The sequence below is a fragment of the Streptomyces sp. 12E genome, assembly GCF_055633275.1.
In genome coordinates, this window is sequence record NZ_JBVNCJ010000001.1 from 6366952 (window position 1) to 6385467 (window position 18516).

16 protein-coding genes are annotated in these 18516 nt (G+C 73.2%); 9 read left to right on the forward strand and 7 right to left on the reverse strand.

The genetic code is table 11. The features are described 5' to 3' along the window. The first annotated feature begins 13 nt into the window (after positions 1-13). The 5 genes from ACZ8ZB_RS29270 (at position 14) to ACZ8ZB_RS29290 (ending at position 5119) form a co-directional block, all read left to right on the forward strand. On the forward strand, positions 14-541 hold the full coding sequence (locus tag ACZ8ZB_RS29270) for a DUF1648 domain-containing protein (RefSeq protein ID WP_470740614.1): 528 nt from the start codon (positions 14-16) through the stop codon (positions 539-541). 283 nt (positions 542-824) lie between these two features. Beyond that, on the forward strand, positions 825-1796 hold the full coding sequence (locus tag ACZ8ZB_RS29275; protein ID WP_470740615.1) for an ABC transporter ATP-binding protein: 972 nt from the start codon (positions 825-827) through the stop codon (positions 1794-1796). Next, complete coding sequence (locus ACZ8ZB_RS29280) at positions 1793-2644, forward strand: ABC transporter permease (RefSeq protein ID WP_470740616.1); 852 nt, start codon at positions 1793-1795, stop codon at positions 2642-2644. The genes ACZ8ZB_RS29275 and ACZ8ZB_RS29280 overlap by 4 nt, the downstream gene beginning before the upstream one ends. Before the next feature lie 332 nt (positions 2645-2976). Continuing rightward, the gene (locus ACZ8ZB_RS29285) at positions 2977-3447 is read left to right on the forward strand and encodes a MarR family winged helix-turn-helix transcriptional regulator (RefSeq protein WP_470740617.1); all 471 of its coding nucleotides are present in this window, start codon (positions 2977-2979) and stop codon (positions 3445-3447) included. A gap of 82 nt (positions 3448-3529) precedes the next feature. Next, entirely contained in the window at positions 3530-5119 is a 1590-nt protein-coding gene (locus ACZ8ZB_RS29290) for an MFS transporter (protein WP_470740618.1), read from the forward strand. 64 nt (positions 5120-5183) lie between these two features. Here the strand turns inward: ACZ8ZB_RS29290 and ACZ8ZB_RS29295 are convergent, their stop codons facing one another. From ACZ8ZB_RS29295 to ACZ8ZB_RS29315, 5 genes are read right to left on the reverse strand one after another with little or no spacing between them, the layout of a single operon-like run. Beyond that, positions 5184-8081, reverse strand: a complete 2898-nt coding sequence (locus ACZ8ZB_RS29295) for a DUF5682 family protein (protein ID WP_470740619.1) — start codon at positions 8079-8081, stop codon at positions 5184-5186. After that, the gene (locus ACZ8ZB_RS29300; RefSeq protein ID WP_351995926.1) at positions 8078-9202 is read right to left on the reverse strand and encodes an ATP-binding protein; all 1125 of its coding nucleotides are present in this window, start codon (positions 9200-9202) and stop codon (positions 8078-8080) included. Before ACZ8ZB_RS29300 ends, ACZ8ZB_RS29295 begins: the two co-directional genes overlap by 4 nt. 51 nt (positions 9203-9253) lie before the next feature. After that, a complete protein-coding gene (locus ACZ8ZB_RS29305) occupies positions 9254-10678 on the reverse strand; it encodes a VWA domain-containing protein (protein WP_470740620.1) in 1425 nt (474 codons plus the stop codon). Further along, positions 10675-12069, reverse strand: coding sequence for a hypothetical protein (locus ACZ8ZB_RS29310; protein ID WP_470740621.1), 1395 nt, complete (start codon positions 12067-12069; stop codon positions 10675-10677). Before ACZ8ZB_RS29310 ends, ACZ8ZB_RS29305 begins: the two co-directional genes overlap by 4 nt. After that, complete coding sequence (locus ACZ8ZB_RS29315) at positions 12069-12590, reverse strand: hypothetical protein (protein WP_470740622.1); 522 nt, start codon at positions 12588-12590, stop codon at positions 12069-12071. The genes ACZ8ZB_RS29310 and ACZ8ZB_RS29315 overlap by 1 nt, the downstream gene beginning before the upstream one ends. Before the next feature lie 174 nt (positions 12591-12764). On the opposite strand from ACZ8ZB_RS29315, the gene ACZ8ZB_RS29320 reads away from it, so the two are divergent. Together ACZ8ZB_RS29320 and ACZ8ZB_RS29325 are read left to right on the forward strand one after the other, a co-directional pair. After that, on the forward strand, positions 12765-14423 hold the full coding sequence (locus ACZ8ZB_RS29320; RefSeq protein ID WP_470740623.1) for an N-6 DNA methylase: 1659 nt from the start codon (positions 12765-12767) through the stop codon (positions 14421-14423). Positions 14424-14532: 109 nt separating this feature from the next. Continuing rightward, on the forward strand, positions 14533-14931 hold the full coding sequence (locus tag ACZ8ZB_RS29325; RefSeq protein WP_470740624.1) for a hypothetical protein: 399 nt from the start codon (positions 14533-14535) through the stop codon (positions 14929-14931). 222 nt (positions 14932-15153) lie between these two features. Here the strand turns inward: ACZ8ZB_RS29325 and ACZ8ZB_RS29330 are convergent, their stop codons facing one another. Both ACZ8ZB_RS29330 and ACZ8ZB_RS29335 read right to left on the reverse strand, forming a co-directional pair. Then, positions 15154-15576, reverse strand: coding sequence for a hypothetical protein (locus ACZ8ZB_RS29330; RefSeq protein WP_470740625.1), 423 nt, complete (start codon positions 15574-15576; stop codon positions 15154-15156). Between the two features lie 105 nt (positions 15577-15681). Further along, a complete protein-coding gene (locus tag ACZ8ZB_RS29335) occupies positions 15682-16416 on the reverse strand; it encodes a TioE family transcriptional regulator (RefSeq protein ID WP_470740626.1) in 735 nt (244 codons plus the stop codon). 58 nt (positions 16417-16474) lie between these two features. Here ACZ8ZB_RS29335 and ACZ8ZB_RS29340 point away from each other — a divergent pair, with 58 nt between their 5' ends. Both ACZ8ZB_RS29340 and ACZ8ZB_RS29345 read left to right on the forward strand, forming a co-directional pair. Beyond that, on the forward strand, positions 16475-17680 hold the full coding sequence (locus ACZ8ZB_RS29340; RefSeq protein WP_470740627.1) for an erythromycin esterase family protein: 1206 nt from the start codon (positions 16475-16477) through the stop codon (positions 17678-17680). Positions 17681-17795: 115 nt separating this feature from the next. Continuing rightward, positions 17796-18245 (forward strand): hypothetical protein, encoded by a 450-nt coding sequence (locus ACZ8ZB_RS29345; protein ID WP_470740628.1) that lies wholly within the window; start codon positions 17796-17798, stop codon positions 18243-18245. Positions 18246-18516: the final 271 nt, after the last annotated feature.

Below are 18516 nucleotides of genomic sequence, written 5' to 3' on the forward strand. Positions count from 1 at the left end.
GATGACCGGCGCCATGGTGCTTTCCCTCCCGCTCCGGTTCTGGCTGCTCCCCAACGTCGTCCTCCTCGCCGCCATGGGCGTCTGGGGTGCGGTCCGCTACCCCCACCTGCCGGAGCGGATACCGGAGCACATCGGCGCCGGCGGAGTGGACGCCTGGACGGACCGGTCGATCGGCAGCGCGTTCGTCCTGGTCTTCGTGTACGCGGGCATGACGGTGCTGATGGCCGGCTGCGCCGAGCTGACCCTGCGCATGACGCCGCGCGACGAACTGCCGGACGCGGACGGGCCGTCGTTCGCCACCGGGTCGCCCTCGTCCGTGCTCAACAGGCCCGGCAGCCGTGCGTCGGCACGCCGGATCGCTCGGACCCTGTTGCTGTTCAACACGTGCATCGGCCTCACCATGCTCACGGGCTGCGGAGTGCTGTGGCGTTCCACGTCCGACCCGGACGTGCCCGGATGGCTGTTCGCCGCGATGACGACGCCGCTTCTCGCCGGCACCGTGCTGACGGTCGCCGCGGCCCTGGGGGACCGGAAGCGCTGAAACCCCGGCCCCGCCCTTCCCGCCCCGTGGAGCACCGGTGGCCCGTCCGCCGGGGCGGGAACTCGAACCAGTGCGGTGGCAGGGAGGGTTCGCCGGGCCGGTGGGAGCGCACGAGGCGCTCGAGCCGTTCGGTAATGTGTTCGTCAAGAGGAGGCCGGAAGGGCCGCTGCCGGGCGGTGACGGCCGGTCACGGCCGTGGACACGTCCCATGACCGGGGACGCCGGCCGGGCCTCCGGTCCCCGGTTCCGGGGGACGGTTCACGAGACGGACGGGGGAACACCGATGACGACCGCTCACGCTTCGTCCGGAGCGGGGAGCAGTCCGCCGCCGGAGAGCGACACGGTCATCGACGTACGGGGCCTGCGGATGCGTTACCGCGACCACGAGGTGCTGAAGGGCGTGGACTTCACGGCCCGGCGGGGCGAGGTCCTCGTGCTGCTCGGCCCGAACGGGGCGGGCAAGACCACCACGATCGAGGTCCTGGAAGGCTTCCGGATGCGATCGGCCGGTGACGTGACCGTCCTCGGCACGGACCCGGCCCGCGGGGGCGAGCGGTGGCGTGCGCGCCTGGGCATCGTGCTGCAGTCCTGGCGCGACCACGGCAAGTGGCGGGTGCGGGAGCTGCTGGCCCACCTCGGCTCGTACTACGCGCCGTACTCCACCGCCCTCGTCCAACGGCCGTGGGACACCGACGAACTCATCGCCGCGGTGGGACTGACCGCGCAGGCGGACAAGCGGATCGGCACCCTGTCGGGCGGCCAGCGCAGACGTCTCGACGTGGCCGTCGGCATCGTGGGCAAGCCCGAGACGCTGTTCCTGGACGAGCCGACCGCCGGCCTGGACCCGGAGGCCAGGAACGAGTTCCACGGCCTGGTGCGCGGGCTCGCGGACGAGCGGACCACCGTCCTGCTGACCACGCACGACCTCGCCGAGGCGGAGAAGCTCGCCGACCGGATCCTCATCCTGGCCGGTGGCCGGATCGTCGCCGACGGCTCGGCCGAGGAGCTGTCCCGGCAGGTGTCGGGGGAGGCCACCGTGCGCTGGACCCGGGACGGGCGGCCCTTCGAGCGGGCCACGGCCGAACCCACCCGGTTCGTCCGCCGGTTGTTCGAGGAGCACGGTGAGGCGATCGGCGGTCTCGAGGTGCGCCGGGCGAGCCTGGAGGACACCTACCTGACGATGGTGCGGGAGCTGGAGACGGGAAGCGGCCCCGGCGAGCGGGCGGCACGGGCTTTCGAGGAGGGACCGCGATGAGTCCGGTGTGGTACGCGGCGAGGCTGGGGGTGCGGCGCGGCGGGACGGAACTCCGGCAGACCTTCACCTCGGGCCAGGACGTGTTCGGGTACGTGCTCTGGACGGTCCTGCTCATGGTGCCGCTGTTCCTGGCCGGGGACGACCGGCTGGAGGGCGCGGGCATCTCGGCCGGCGCGTTCATGCTGCCGAGCATGGTGGGCATGACGCTCGCGTTCACCGGGGTGATGACCATGGCACAGCTGCTCGCGACCGAGCGCGAGGACGGCACGCTGCTGCGGGCCAAGGCCGTGCCCCACGGCATGGTCGGCCACCTGGTCGGCAAGATCGTCATGGTGTCGGGCACGGCCCTCGTCTCCATGGCGCTCCCCTTCGTCGTCGGCGTGTTCCTGGTGGACGGGGTCGCCCGGCAGGGCGGCGGAGCGCTGCTGACGCTGGTGTGGGTGGTGCCGCTGGGCCTCCTGGCGACCCTGCCCATGGGCGCCGTCATCGGCTCGCTCGTCGACAGCCCGCGCACCGTCAACCTGATGATGCTTCCGGTGATGGGGCTGATCGTGATCTCCGGCGTCTACTTCCCGCTGACGGAGCTGCCCGAGTGGCTGCAGATCGTGGGGCAGGTCTTCCCCGTGTACTGGCTCGGCCTCGGCCTGCGGGCCGCACTGCTGCCGGCCGAGGCGGTCGCCGCCGAGGTCGGCGCGTCCTGGCGGTATCTGGAGACGGTGGGCGTGCTGGGCGCCTGGACGGCCGCCGGGTTGCTCCTCGCGCCGTCCGTCCTGCGCAGGATGGCCCGCCGGGAGTCCGGGGCCACGATGGCGCAGCGGCACCGGAAGGCGATGCAGCGGGTCGGCTAGGCGTTCCCTCCGGAGACGCCGGTCCGGCTCCCGGCCGGACCGCGCGGGCGCCGGTGGCGCGGCGCGTCCGCGGCCGTCGTCACGGAGGCCCGCGTCGCCCGGCCCCGGAACCGGGGGTGGTACGGCACGTCCCGCCGCGGAGGGCGGAACGACGCGGACATCTCGAAGAGGACGCGCTCGACGCTCGTCGCCGTCCTTCCGGTCCGGAGCCCCTGCCCGCCTGTTACGGCTGGGGTTCGTCGAGCGGGCCGGTCCAGGTCGGGGCGCCGCCCCGTCCGGGCGGACAGGAAGGATATTTGGTCATAGGTATGAAGACGTACTAAGGTGAGGGGATGCCCGGTTCCCGCGCGTCCGACCAGGACCTCAGCCACGTAGCCCGTGCGCTGACGGCGCTCCTGCCGACGCTGAACCGGGCGGTGGACCGGCGCCTCGCCCAGGACGCCGCGATCCCCAGGCCCCCCGAGGGGCAGCTGGCGCTGCTGCGGCTCGTCGCGGAGCGCGACGGCATCGCCGTACGCGAAGCCGCCGACATGATGCTGATGAAGCCGAACAACGTCAGTGCCCTGGTCTCACAGATGACCCGGCAGGGACTGCTGGAACGCCGGCAGGACACCCGCGACAAGCGGGTGGCGCACCTGCACCTGACGGTACGGGCACGGCAGGACCTGGCCCGGGTGGACGACCTCAGGCACGGTTACGTCATCGAGGCGCTGCACACCCTCACCGACGGGGATCTCGACGCCATCGGATCGGCTCTCGCCGCTCTGAGCAACCTCGCGAGGCGTCTCCACCCCGCCCACTGACGGCAACACCGCGGAACCCGCCCGGCCGATCCGGCCCGGCGGGCGCCGTCACCTGTTCTCCGAGCACCCGGGAATCACCTTCATGTCCTCCACCGCCGTGGATCACTCACCCCTGTCCGCCGACACCCCCGACGGCGTCCGGCGCGGCCGCCGGAGCAATCCGTGGCTGACCCTGATCGCCGTCGCCTTCGGCCTGTTCATGGTCGGGCTCGACGGCAGCGTCGTGTCCATCGCCAACCCCGAGATCGGACGCGACCTCGACGCGTCCACCGCCGATCTGCAGTGGGTCACCAACTCCTATCTCCTCGCCCTGGCCGCCGCGCTGATCCTCGGCGGCAAGCTGGGCGACCGCTTCGGCCGGCGCACGTACTACCTGATCGGCGTCGCCGGCTTCACGGTGGCCTCCGTGGCGATCGGCCTGGCCGGCTCGATCGAGGGCGTCATCGCCTTCCGCGCCCTGCAGGGCTTCTTCGGAGCCCTGCTCATGCCCAACACCCTGGGAATGCTGCGGGCGGTCTTCCCGCCGAAGAAGTTCGGCATGGCCGTGGGCATCTGGGCGATGGTGTCGTCCGTGTCGACCGCGCTCGGCCCCATCGTCGGCGGCCTGCTCGTCGAACACGTCAACTGGGAGTCGGTCTTCTACATCAACGCCCCCATCGGCGTCGCCGCGCTCGTGTTCAGCGCGCTCGTCCTGCCGCAGAGCAAGAACCCCGCCGGTCACCACCGCTTCGACATCCCCGGCGTCGTCCTGCTGGCACTCGGACTGCTCGCGGTCGTCTTCGGCGTGGTCAAGGGCGAGACCTGGGGCTGGACCTCCGCCGGCACCCTGGGCACCATCACCGCGGGCATCGTGATCCTGCTGGCCTTCGGCTGGTACGAGACGCGCGTCGAGCACCCGCTGCTTCCCATGCGCATGTTCCGCAGCCCCGCGCTGACGATCGGCACGGTCATCACCGCCGTCAACTTCTTCGTCCTGCTCGGCGTGATCTTCTTCGTGATGTTGTACCTGCAGAACGTCCGCGGCTTCACCCCCGTCGAGGCCGGTGTGCGCACCCTGCCGCTCAGCCTCGCCTCCGTCGTCGCCTCGCCGATCGGCGCCGCGCTCACCGAGCGCTTCGGCGCGCGGCTGTCGATGCCGCTGGGCATGGCCCTCCAGGCCGCCGCGTCCTTCTGGATGCTCACCTGGGACGCGCACTCCTCCTACGGTGCGCTGTGGCCGCCGTTCATCGCCCTCGGCCTGGGCGTCGGCATGGTGATGGCGGCCTCCTCCGACGCCATCGTCGGCAACGCCCCCGTCAAGGACGCCGGCGTCGCCGGCGGTCTGCAGGCCACCTCGCTGCAGATCGGCGGCGCGCTCGGCACCTCCGTCCTCGTCTCACTGATCAGCAGCCGTGTCGGCTCGACGCTCCACGCGGAACTGACCGCCGCCGGAGTGCCCGCCCCCGTGGCGCAGGGCCTGGCGGAGGCCAAGGACGCGGTGGCGATGGGCGTCTCCCCGGTCTCCGCGGACATGCCCGGCCGGCTGGGGGCCGCGGTCGTCGAGGGCAGCGGCCAGGCCTTCATGAACGGGGTCCACAGCGCCGTGCTCGTCACCGGCGTGCTGTGCGTGGTGGGCGCCGTGCTCGCCGCCGTCGGCGTACGGCGCACCGCACAGGCCCCCGCCCCTCGCTGAGGGGCCGGCGAACGGGTGACGCGCCCGGATGGCCGGGTCCCGGACGGGGACCCGGCCACCGCCGTCACTTGGCGGCGAGCAGCGACTCCAGGGCCCCGGCCGTCGCCGGGTGCCGGGCCGTCAGCACGGTGCCCGCCGGAGACGGACCGGCCGCCGTCACCCAGCCGCCGTCGCAGCCCAGCAGCCCCGCGACCGCGTCGCACGTCGCCGGGTGCGCGGCCAGCAGCGCCGCACCCGACGGCAACGGGGTACCGGATCGCGCCCACCCCTGCGTGCAGCCCAGCAGGTCGGCCACCGCGTCGCACGTCGCCGGGTGCGCCGTGAGCAGTGCCGCGCCGCGGGGGACGGCGGCCACGGGCCTGGCGGCGAACGGATCCGTCTCCGGCATCCGCCACGGCGGCACCCACGTGTCCAGCTTTGCCAGCCGGCCCGGGAAGATCCGTCCCGCCTCGCGGACCATCAGCGGGGCGAGGTCCGCCGCGCCGGAGCGCAGGGTGGTGATCAACAGCGGCAGCCACGGCAGCAGCACCGGGTCCGGGAGCCGGCCGAACGCGTTCGACACCGCCTCCACGACCACGTCCGCCAGCCCCGGCACGGGCTCCAGCGCGTGCACGAAGCCGCTCAGGTAGCGCGGGTAGGCGGGCACCACCAGCGGGTTGTCCAGCAGCTCGTCGCACCGCACCCGCAGCTCGGCCCGGGACAGGGTGCCCAGCTGCACCTGCGCCGCCCACAGCAGCGCCGTCTTCGCCGGGTCGTCGGGGTGGGACTGGGCGACCGCGAGCTCCAGCTGGGTCCGGTCGCAGCCCAGCGACAGCGCCAGGCTCTCCATGGAGAACAGGAAGCCGAGCATCGCCGCGACCTGCCCCACCGTCGCGTCCTCGTCCCGGAACGCCGTCGGCAGCAGCGTGCAGTAGTGGGCGTAGCCGGTCTTGACGAACGACTCGATCCATCCCGGCAGCACCGGCTCGTTGGTGCGGTGGTAAGCCAGCAGCGCACGCACCCGGCGCAGCACCTCCGGCGCCCCGTCGACACTGCGCTCGGCGGCGAGCACCTTCAGCGCGTGCGTGCCGAGCTCGTCGGCGAGCCGGCGGCCGCCCAGGTACAGGAGCGTGTCCTCGACCGCCGCCAGCACCGTCGCCGTGGTCGCCTGCGGCCCGTACGCCTCGCGCCGCAGCCGCTGCTCCAGGACCTGCTCCAGGCTCACGCCCTCGTAGCCCAGCTCGATCAGCGCCCGCTGGTGCGTCCCGAGCGCCAGGTCCCACGACTCCTGGATCGACCGCTCGCCGAGCCGCCGCTCACCCATGATCGGCCGCGCCGCGCCCTGCGGCAGCAGGCGCCGCAGCATCCACAGCACGTCGGAGCACGCCCGCAGTTCCGGCCGGGAGGCCATGTCCAGCAGCGCCCGGCGCACCCCGCGCTGCTCGAGCTTCAGCTCCAGCGGGGCGAGCCGGTCGTACACGTCGCGGGCGAGCGGCGGCAGCGAGTCGTACCCGACCCGGCCGATCCGGTCGCCGCCCATCATGATCTCGACGAGGCGCCGCACGTCCCGCCGCCCCGGGACGCTGTCCTTCTCGATGCAGGTGACCGCCGCGTCCTGGAAGTCGTACGGCGTCGGCTTGGCCCGGTCCCGCATGCCGGCGAGCAGGATCGACGTCTCGAAGACGGCGATGGCGTCGGCGGTGGAGGCGAGGTAGCCGCCTCGCCGGGCCGCGCGCACGATCTCCACCGACCAGCCGAGCAGCTCGGCCTCGTCGAGCCCGTCGAGCACGGGCGGCCGGCGCAGGAAGCCGGACAGCTTGTCCGCGGCGGCCCCGGGCGGCGCGGCCGGGACGACGGCCGCCTGCCTGCCGGCGGGCTTCCTCTTTCCGGCCTGCCCCTCCAGTACGTACGGCTTCACCCGGGTCCGCCTCAGGCCCTTCGCCCACTCCGTCGCCGCGATCGACACCGAGCCCGCGGCGAGGCCGAACTGCGCCTCGATCGCCGCGTGGCTGGACGGGATCAGCCCGTACTGCCAGGTGGTGGCGGTGCGCGGGGAGACGGTGAAGGTGTCCGCGCTGCCGTGCACGCCGAACTCCTCGACCCGGCTGGCCGCGTGGAACGCCCCGCACACGTACAGGCAGTCCTCCGGGTCCGTGCCGCTCGCCGCCAGGTGCTCGCGCATCCGGGTCCACATGTACCGCTCGCGGTCCTCGTCCACCCGGAGCCGGGACCCCTCTCCGGGGGCGAGCCGCCGGAACAGGCTGCCGATGAGGAACATGACCTGGCGGTAGGTGTCGTGGTCGCTGTCCCCGAGCGGGACCTCGACGTACTGGTGCCACCACTCCGACCAGTGCCGCACCTTGCCGTGGCGCAGCAGGTGCTCCTCCAGATCGGCGAACCGGGGCCGCAGGTCGCCGATCCCGACGCCGACGGCCTCACCGTGCAGCGCGGTCCCGTCCTCCTGCGGAGCCCCGGTCGCCTCCTCGGCCGGCTCGTCCCTCCTGTCCCACTGGAACACGTGGTCCGAGGACCGGTCGACGAGGACCAGCTCCACGCCCGGCGTGTCCAGGGCGTACGCGATCGCCTGGTACTCGGCGGACGCCTCCGTGATCGGCGCCACCACCGACAGCGGGGCCCAGTCGGCCGGGAAGCCGTCGACGTCGCCGGCGAACGCCTGCACCGCCACCGGCAGCCGGCAGTTGCGCAGCTCGGTCAGGAGCGGCGCCATGTCCTCGCACAGCTCCAGGTACACCACCTTGGGCTGCTTCTCGCGCAGCCGGCGGGCCATGGCGAGCGCCGAGGCGGGGGAGTGGTGGCAGACGGGGAAGATCTCCAGCGGCTCGCGCACCGCCCGGTCGACGTCGTCGACCATGCCGAGCAGGATGCCCTCCAGGGCGTCCGGCCCGCCCGCGAACTCGGCTGCCGCCTCCTGGAGCTGACCGCGCAGCGCGGCGAACGACGTGTTCTCCCGAGGCCCGCTCATGACAGGGTGGCGATCGCGTCGCGGCCGCCCTCGAGGAACTCGGGCCAGGAGCCGCCCTCCTCCTTGCTGCGCGGCTCGACGACACCGTGCAGGTACTTGTTGAGGATGGCCAGGTCCTCGGGCTCGCGCCGGGTGAGCGAGCCGACCAGCGAGGAGGCGAGGGCGCGGGCGGTCAGGGTGCGCTCACCGAAGAAGTTGCCGTGCAGCACGGCGTCCTCCAGCACACCGATCTGCTCGGCCGTCGACAGCGCGGACTCCAGCTTCTCGTCGTCGCTGCCGGCCGCCGCGGCGGACGCCCGCAGGTCGGCGAAGCTCTGCAGCAGCACGTCCAGCAGGGTCGGCGGCACGTCCAGGTCGATCGAGTGCCGGCGCAGCAGCTCCTCGGTGCGGAAGCGGACGATCTCCGCCTCGCTCTTCTTGTTCGTCACCACGGGGATGCGCACGAAGTTGAAGCGGCGCTTGAGCGCGGAGGAGAGGTCGTTGACGCCCCGGTCGCGGCTGTTGGCCGTGGCGATGATCGAGAAGCCGGGCTTGGCGAAGACGATGTTGTCGTCACCGCCGCCGCTCTCCAGCTCGGGGACGGAGATGTACTTCTCGGACAGGATCGAGATCAGCGCGTCCTGGACGTCGCTCGTGGACCGGGTCAGCTCCTCGAAACGGCCGATGGCGCCGGCCTCCATCGCGGTCATGATCGGCGAGGGGATCATCGACTCCCGCGACTGGCCCTTGGCGATGACCATCGACACGTTCCACGAGTACTTGATGTGGTCCTCGGTGGTGCCGGCCGTGCCCTGCACCACCAGCGTGGAGTTGCGGCAGATCGCCGCGGACAGCAGCTCGGCCAGCCAGCTCTTACCGGTGCCGGGGTCGCCGATGAGCAGCAGACCGCGGTCGGAGGCGAGCGTGACGATCGACCGCTCCACGAAGCTGCGGTCGCCGAACCACTTCTGCGCCACCTCCCGGTCCAGCCCGTCGGCCCGCTCGGAGCCGAGGATGAACAGCCGGACCATCTTCGGGGACAGCCGCCACGAGAACGGCTTGGGGTTGTCGTCGATCGACTCCAGCCAGTCGAGCTCCTCGGCGTACTTGATCTCGGCGGGGGCGCGCAGCAGGTCGGACATGAGGGAAGGCCTTTCCGTACGGTGGTGATCACGACGGGGTGCGTCCGGTGATCAGGTCAGGAACGTCTTGAGTTCGTGCACGAGCTTCTTGATGTGGCCGGAGATCACCGGCGTGCCGAGGTCCTTGAACTTCTCCCGGAACCACGGGTTGACGCTGCCGCGCCCGGAGCTGGTCACCGAACCCACCGGGATGAACTTCGCCCCCGAGCGGTGAACGGCGGCCATGCTCTCGAACAGCTCGTCGGTGCGCCATTCGTAGAAGTCGGAGATCCACACCACGACGGTGTCGCGCGGCTCGGCGATCTTCGGCCGGGCGAGCGCCATGGCGACGGTGCCGTCGGTGCCGCCGCCGAGCTTGGTCCGCAGCAGCGTCTCGAACGGGTCGTGCGCCCAGGGCGTGAGGTCCAGCGCCTGCGTGTCGTACGCGATCAGGTGGACGTCCACCTTCGGCAGTCCGGCGAAGATGGACGCCAGGATGGTGCAGTTGACCATCGAGTCGACCATCGAGCCCGACTGGTCCACGACCACGATGAGCCGCTGCGGTGTCGTCCTGCGGCTGGTGTGCCGGTAGTAGAGCCGGTCGACGTAGAGCCGCTCCTCCTCCGGGTCCCAGTTGGTGAGGTTCTTCCAGATGGTGCGGTCGAGGTCGAGGTTGCGGTAGACGCGCTTGGGCGGGACGGACCGGTCGAGCTCACCGACCGTGGCCTTCTCCACCTGGGTGCGCAGCACCTCGGTGACCTCGTCGACGTAACGCCGAATCAATGCCTTGGCGTTGGCGAGGGCGACACCGGAGAGGTTGTCCTTGTCGCGCAGCAACTGCTCGATCAGCGACATGCTCGGCGTCAGCCGGGAGGCCAGCGCCTGATCGGCGAGCACCTCGCGCAGGTGCATGCGCTTGACGAGACCGGCCTCGATGGAGCCCAGTTCCGGCCCGATCTCGGGGATCAGACGACTGAGATCGGGCGCGGGGCCGCCGAAGCCGGTGCCGGTCGGACTGACGCCCTGCCCGCCTCCCGCGCGGTTGCCACCGCCGCGTCCGCCGCGCAGCTCACCGGGCCGGCAGCCCAGTGCCCGCTCCAGCCAGCCCGCGTCCGCCTGCCAGCGCGCCAGCTGCTCGGCGGTGACGGTGCCGGAGCCGGAGGCGAAGACGTTCAGCAGCACCTTCGACACGAGCGCCGCGCGCCGCACCTCGGCGGCCCGGTCACGCGCACCGTCCTCGTCCGGCTCGGGCGTCATCAGCCCGTCGAACTCGGCGGCCAGCTCCGGGTGCCGCTGCACCACGGAGTCGACGGACGCCTGTGGATCCAGCAGCGCGGCCGGCAGACCGACGTCCTCGACCACGGCCAGGCTCGCCGATTCCAGGCCGGCCTGCTCCTCGGGGTCGAAGAGCCGGGCCAGCAGGCGCCAGTACAGCACCTGCCGCCGGTTCTCGTCCGGATCGGGCGCGGGGGTCCCCGCGATGGTCGGCCCGCTCATTTCCGCAGCAGCTTTCCGGCGCGCTCGCGCAGCACCTTCACGGCGTCGGTGGCGGCCTTCTCGGCGCGCACGCCGGCCTTGTCGGTCGTGCCCCCGGCCCAGGCCCCGGCGTGCACGGCGACGCTCTTCTTCCGCACCGTCCTCTCCACGGCGAGCGGCTGGAGCAGGAACTCCCCGGCGTCCCACCGCAGCAGCCCGACACACGCACCGGACGAGGCGACGACCTCGGAGGTGAGCGGACCGGCGACCGGAACCCGTTCGGTGTCGACGGCCAGCCGCTCCCCGGCGATCTGGAACGCCACCCCGTCCCCGTCCTCCTCCACGGCGTACCCCTCCACCAGGACGGGCACGGCGATCCGGGCCGGATGCCGGTCGAGCGGAGCGGTCGCGAAGGCCGTGGCGGCGGGCAGCGCCACCCGCGCGGTGGCGAAGACCTCGGCGGGCTCGCCCGTACGGGCCCGCGCGTCGTCCCAGAGCAGGTCGCCCTCACCGGTGACGGGCATCGCGTCGAGCTCCATGGCCCGCCCCTCGCTCACGGCGGCCAGCAGGGACAGGTGCGGCCGGAGCAGCTGCCACAGCCCCGCCCCGACGACGGTGTCGGGCTTCGGCGCGGACACCGAGGCCCGCACCAGCCGCGGCGTGCCACCGTCCGCCGGCTCGAACACCGCGTGCACCTGCGCCTGTACGGCGGTGGCGTGCTCCTGCACGTCGACCCCGAGCGGCAGCAGACGACCGCTCGCCTCGTCGGCCACGGGGGCGGACGCCGCGCCGGGCAGGGTCAGCAGCACGGCGCGCGACCACAGGTCGGCCCACCGCCGTACGGGAACGTCCTCCAGGGTCGCGCCGGGGCAGGAGGCGGCGAGTTCGGCGGCGAAGCCGTCGAGCAGCGCGGCCAGGCGGCGCAGGCCCGGGTCGGGCAGCATCGCGGACACGACGGGCGCGGCACCGGCGACCAGTTCGTGGTCGATGCCGCGCCACCCGGCCCGCGCCAGGTCGCACAGCCAACTCCGGGCGGCGGCGTGCAGGTTGGCCGCGTCATCCGTACCGCCGGCCGCCGCGGTGCCGCTCTCCCCGGCCACCGGCCGCCCGAGGGCCTCCCCGACCCGTGCGACGAGCGCGTCGTGCACGGAGCCGAGCAGCGCGGTGCGCGCGGCGGCGAGCGCCGTGAAGTGGTCCTCGCCGGCCGCCCCCGCGGCCGTCTTCTCCGCAGCCTCGGCGACCCGCCCGGCCAGCGGTGACCCGGCGACGGCGCCGGCGAGCCCGGCAAGACCGGCGGCCTGGACGGGCCCCGGACGGAGCAGGCCGTCCACGAGGACCCCGTCGAACCCGTCCACGGCCGCGAGGGCCTCGTCGAGCCCGTCGACGGTGTCGGTCAGCAGATCGGCACGCATCACGCCACCGCCCTCGTCGTCGGGAACCACTGCATCTCGGGCAACGGAGCGGTGGTCGGCTCGAATTCGAGGTAGGCCAGGTGCCGCAGGAACCGGCTGAACACCTGCGCCGCCGCCGAACCGTCGCCCTGTGCGGGCCGCGTGCAGCTCATGGCACTGAAGACGGTGTGGGAATCCGGGTCCTCGCCGGAGACCTCGACCCTCAGATACCGCGCCACGCGCTCGACGCCGTACTGCAGCACCGCCTCGTCGACGAGGGCACGTATGTGATTGCAGAACCCCCCGCGCGCCCCGCCGCAGGGCCGGTTGTTGTTGGTGCTGCACGCGAACGCGTACGTCCCCGCCTCGATCGACGACACGTACACCCGCCCGATGTCCGACCCGCTGGACACCACACCCTGCAACCGGCCGTCGGCCAGCTCCACGAACGGCACCTTCGCGAGCTTCCGCGGCCGCGCGGACGGCACCACCCGTGCCGTGCTCGACTTCTCCCGGACCGACAACACACCACTCCCATGCATGCGAAAGGGGATGTCGACGCCAGAGCGGCGCGACGGGATCAAGCTATCGGCGGCCACTGACAACGCCCTCGACGCGGATCGGGCACGGGGCGGCGGACGGACCGGCCGCCGTTGACGTCGTCAACGGCCGCCTTTCATTGATACGCGGCCGGGGCGCTGTGTACCGTAGTCGGTATGCCACAGACCCCGGCCACGCCGACGAACCCGTTGGTCACCGGTTCCGAGATCGCCCGTATCGCGGGTGTCACCCGTGCAGCCGTGTCGAACTGGCGACGGCGGTACGACGACTTCCCGACACCGGTCGGGGGCGGCGCCAACAGCCCGCTCTTCGACCTGGCCGAGGTCCAGGCCTGGCTGGACAAGCAGAGCAAGGGGCAGGACGTCACCGACGAGGTCCAGTTGTGGCAGGTGCTGCGGGGGACCTACGGCGACGACATCCTCGGCGGGCTCGCGGACATCGCGGACGTCCTCGCCGCCCCCGGCGGGAAGGCGCCCACCGTGCTGCCCGACCAGGCGGTCCGGCTCGCCCGCCGCATGGCGGACGGCGGCTCCGCCGCGGACGTGGTGAACGGCCTCGCCGAGCGCTTCACGGAGTCCGTGCGGCGAGCGGGTTCGGACCAGGTGACCTCGCCCCGGGTGGTCCGGGCCGTACGGCACTTCGCGGGTGACGTGGCGGCCGACGCGGTGCTGTTCGATCCGGCCTGCGGGATCGGTACGCTCCTGCTCACCGTCGGCACCGGACAGGACGTGCGGCGGTACGGCCAGGAAGCGGACGCCCGCAGCGCCCGGTTCGCGCAGTCACGGGCCGGCCTGGCCGGACTTCCCCGTACGGAGGTCGAACAGGGCGACTCCCTGCGCGCGGACCGGTGGCCCGACCTCAGGGCCGACCTCGTCGTCTGCGATCCGCCGGTCAGCGACACCGACTGGGGGCGGGGGGACCTCCTCCTCGACCCCCGCTGGGAGCTCGGCACGCCCTCCCGCGCGGAGGGCGAACTCGCCTGGCTCCAGCACGCCTACGCCCACACCGCGCCCGGTGGACGTCTCATCATGGTCATGCCCGCGTCGGTGGCCTACCGCAAGGCCGGCCGCCGCATCCGGGCCGAGCTGGTCCGCCGGGGCATCCTCACCCAGGTCACCGCGCTGCCCCCGGGCACGGCCGCCGCGCACTCCCTCCCCGTGCACCTGTGGCACCTGCGCCGCCCGCGGACCCCGGACGACGCGGCCACCGCCGTACGCATGGTGGACCTCACGTCCAACGACCCGGACGACCCCCTGGAGCCGCGGCCCCAGCAGATCACCGAAGTCCCCCGGATCGACCTGCTCGACGACCTGGTCGACCTCACCCCGAGCCGTCACGTCGAGGAGTCCCACCGCGACTACGCGACCGAGTACGACACCCTGCGCCAGGAACTGACCGAACAGGTGCGGTGCCTGGCCGAACTGCTCCCCATCCTGATCGCCGGCGAGGGCGCCGGAGCCCTGGACGGTCCCAGCGTCAGCGTCGCCGACCTGATCAGGGCCGGACTGGTCGAGCACGCGGACCCGGAACCGGTCTCGGTCAGCGACCAGCTCGACACGGACTTCCTCCAGGGCTTCCTGCACAGCGCCGCCAACAGCCGCCGCTCCACCACCGCCAGCGGCACCTTCCGGCTCGACGGCAAGGGCGCCCGCATCCCGCAGATGGACATCACCGCACAGCGCGGGTACGGGGCCGCCTTCCACGCGCTGCGCGAGTTCGAGGAGCGGTCGAGGAGGGTGGCGGAACTCAGCCGGCAGATCACGGCACTGGCACGGGACGGACTCGGCAACGGGGCCCTGAGACCCGGCGCCTGACACCTTCGCGTCGAAAACATGTACGCGCGCCCCCCGGACGTCTGGCACGATGAGACGCTGCGTCGAAGTGTCTTCACGCGGGCCGAGCGTCCTGACCGAAGGGGATTCCATGGCGGACTGGATCTACATCCTCGATCCGCGCAAGGACACGCTGGACGGTGAACCGTCCGACAAGGAGACGATGCTCCAACTGGCCGAAGAGGAGCCGGAGCTGGAGCTCTGGCTCAGCCGCCGCAACCGCATGGGGCCGGGCGACCGCCTCTGGTTCTACTTCGCGCGGCCCGAGGCGGCGGTCGCCGCGGTGGCCGAGGTCGACGAGGAACCCCGCCCGGACGACGAGGACCCCGCCGTCCCCTTCCTGGTCCCCGTCACCCTGCTGACCGAGGCGACGAAGGAGCTGTACCGGGCCCCGGTGAGCCGGGAGGAACTGGGCCTGGGCCAGGTGCGCTCGGTGCAGAAGGTGAAGCCGGAGGCCCTGCCGGTGCTGCTGGCACGGGCGGGGCTGTAGGCGACGCGCCGGCGCCCGTCAGGGGAGCCGGGCGGCACGACCGCCCGTGACGCGCAGGGGACCCGGCTTCTCCGCGTCGGCGCTCCCGGTCGCCGCCGTGCGGGGCGGGCCCGGACGCTTCGTCGTGACCGTCCCCGGGAGGGTGGTCCCGACGCGCCCGTGCGCCATCCGGCCCGGCCGGGCTCCCGGTGGCACCGGGCACACGGCGCCCGCCCGAAGCGGTCACGAAGCGCCCTTCCCGCCGGCACGGAGCCGGACGACGGCCAGGCCCACGGCACGGACCAGGCAGAGCAGCGCCAGGACCGGGAGCACGACCAGCACCGGGTTCACCCATGCCGGGACCAGGTCGTACCCCGCATGACACCTGTCGTGCAGCGGGAACCACCGCGTGTACTCCTCGAAGTTCGCCCTGCGGTACGCCCGGTCGTAGGTCTGGCCCGCCCTGTGGCAGGCCTCCTCCGGGTCCAGGGAGGCCCCGGCGAGGGAGCCGGCGAGGTAACCGGCACCGGCTCCCAGCAGGAGGAGCACCGCGCTCCAGGTGAACCACGCGGGACTGTGCCGCCACGTGCCGGAGAGCAGCGGGCGGCTCCAGAACCACAGACAGACCAGGAGGGGCAGGAGGACGGGGAGGAGGACGAGGGCCATGGGCTGAACTCTGCACGACTCCGCGGGCTCTTCCCGACCCGCCGGGCCGCGTCGGACCACCCGCGCCCGCGCGGTGCGCGTCGGGCACCGGGACGCCGGGGGTCTTCACGCGCGTGCGCGCAGGTACGCCTCCAGCTCCGCCGCCCCGGTCAGCATCGCGCGCGAGCGGGCGGACAGCCGGCCCCGCCAGTCGCGCAGCGCGCCCTCCAGGGGCTCCAGCCCGCCCGCTGCCCGCACCTGCCGGAGCAGGGGCGCGATCTGCTCCAGCCGGTAGCCGCCGCGCCTGAGCTGGTGCGCCAGCCGGGCGTCGCGCACGTCGGACTCGTCGTAGACCCGGTACCCGGTCACCGGATCCCGGCGCGGCCGTACGAGCCCGGCCTCCTCCCACTTGCGCAGCGTCGCCGGCCGGATCCCGAGCTCCCCGGCCAGGGACCCGATGAACGTACGGCCGGGCCGGGGCGGCGCGGCGTCGGGTGCGGCGCCCGTACGGCGGGAGAGGCCGCGCAGGGCCCCCTCGACGGCCTGGAGCGTGCGCCGGTCGTCGAGCAACCGGGCGTGGCTCTCGTCGACCAGGCGGAACGCCTCGTCGTCGGCGCCCCGGTTCACCGCCTGCATGATCGCCGTCGCCGTCGGGTGACCGTGACCGGGCACCAGGGCGAGGAAGGCGCGCAGAGCCCGCGCGTGCAGTGGGGTGTAAGCGCGGTAGCCGGTCGCCGTGCGGTCGGCGGCGGGGAGGATGCCGGCCCCCTCGTAGTTCCTGACCGCCTGGGTGGACAGACCGTGCCGTCGTGCCAGGTCGACCGGCCTGAGCTTCTCACCGTTTTGAAGGTTTCGCCCCACCTGCCGGACGATAGCGCGTCCAAGTCTCCACCGAAAGTTCAACGATACCGTTGAAGCCATGGCAACCGACACCACGGACATCGCCCACGCCGTCGAGGCCGCGGCCGTCATGGAGCTGCTTCAGGGCCGCCCGCGCGTCCTCGCCCTGGGCGAGCCCACCCACGGCGAGGACACCCTGCTCGGCCTGCGCAACGAACTCTTCCGGCAGCTCGTCGAGCAGGAGGGCTACCGGACGATCGCCCTCGAGATCGACTGCCTGAGGGGCCTGGTCGTGGACGCCTACGTCACCTCGGGCACGGGCACCCTCGACGAGGTCATGGAACACGGCTTCAGCCACGGGTGGGGAGCGTTCCCGGGCAACCGCGAACTCGTGCGCTGGATGCGGGCGTACAACCAGGGCCGCCCCGAGCCGGAGCGGCTCCGCTTCGCCGGCTTCGACGGCCCGCTGGAGATCACCGGAGCCGAGAGCCCGAGGCACTCCCTCACCGCGCTCCACGACCACCTCGCGGCCCACGTCGACGCGGACCTGCTGCCCTGCACCGCGGAGACCCTCGACCGCCTGCTCGGCCCCGACGAGCCGTGGACGGACCGGGCGGCCATGACGGACCCGTCCCGGTCCGTGGGCCGCTCGGCCGAGGCCCGGGAACTGCGGCTGCTCGCCGACGACCTGGTGGCGCTGCTCGACACCCAGGCCCCGCACCTGATCACCGCGGCCTCGCGGGACGAGCGGGACCGCGCGCGCCTGTACGGCCGCACCGCCACCGGCCTGCTGCGCTACCACTCCTGGATGGCCGACACCTCACCGGCCCGCATGACCCGCCTGCTGGCCACGCGGGACGCGATGATGGCCGGCAACCTCCTCGCCCTCGCCGACCGGAGCCCGGTACTCGTCCACGCCCACAACAGCCACCTCCAGCGGGACAGGAGCACGGTGCGCATGTGGGACCACCCGCCGCTGGAGTGGTGGAGCGCCGGCGCCCTCGTGAGCGCCCGGCTCGGCGAGCGGTACGCCTTCCTGGCCACGGCCCTCGGCACGCTCCGGCACCACGGAGTGGACACCCCGCCCCCGGACACCCTCGAAGGGCTCCTGTACACCCTTCCCGAGGACCGCTGCGTCATGGACGCGTCCCGGCTGGCCGCCGCCCTCGCCGGTGCGCGCCCCGTTCCCCGGGTGTCCCCGTACTTCGGCTACGCCCCGCTCGACCCGGCCCACCTGCCCCGGACCGACGGGCTGGTGTACGTCAGGGACGTCCCGCGGGACTAGGGTCTTCGTGACACGGAGCCCGGAGGGGGAGTGGCGGCAGTGCCGTTGGGTCCGGTCCTGGCCGCGGTTCGCGCCGTCGGCGCGGGTCACGCGCCCGTAGGACCGCGGTGGTGTCATGACGTTGCTCCCGGTCTCCGTCGGGCTCGTGGTCGGCCGGGTCGCGCTGCGCGGGCTGCCGGCGCATCCGCTGCTGCCGCTGCGGGTGCGGACCGTGGTGTTCCGGGCGGTGCCGCTCGGCGCCGTGACCTGGGTCGTGATCATGACGGCGGACGACCCCTTCCTGTTCCCGGAGACCGCATCCTGCCCCGGGGAGCCGATGCGGGAGGGCGTCCTCGGGGACGGGGAGGTCAGGGGAGTCTCCACCCCGTTCCCGCCGTGGGCCTGCTGCCAGTGGGAGGACGGCACCGTCCACGACCTCGCGCCCGGCGCCGAGTTCCTGTTCCGGGTCTTCTCCGCCCTGACCCGTACCGCTCGCGGTGGGACTGTGGCACGCCCCGCGGGAGCCGGAGTCGCTCCTGCGCCAGGCATGCTGTCCCGCAGAGTTGTTCACGAGGCCGACCGGTGACCGGCCGCAGCGACCGACGTGACGGGGGCGCCCGGACGCCCAGGACCCACGGTGCCGGGAACGGGCCGGCCGTCCCGCTCCACGCCGCCGCGAGCGCCTCCCGCACCCTCGTGCACACCACGAACGGCGGGCACCGCTCCCGCGGCGGATCCGACTCGTGCCGCAGGGCGTCCACCGAGGCCGGCGTCGCCTCCCGGCCGAACGGCATCGCACCGGCGCTCGCACCGAGCCTGTCGCGGACCTTGTCGGGCAGGACGTCGAACCGGGCGCA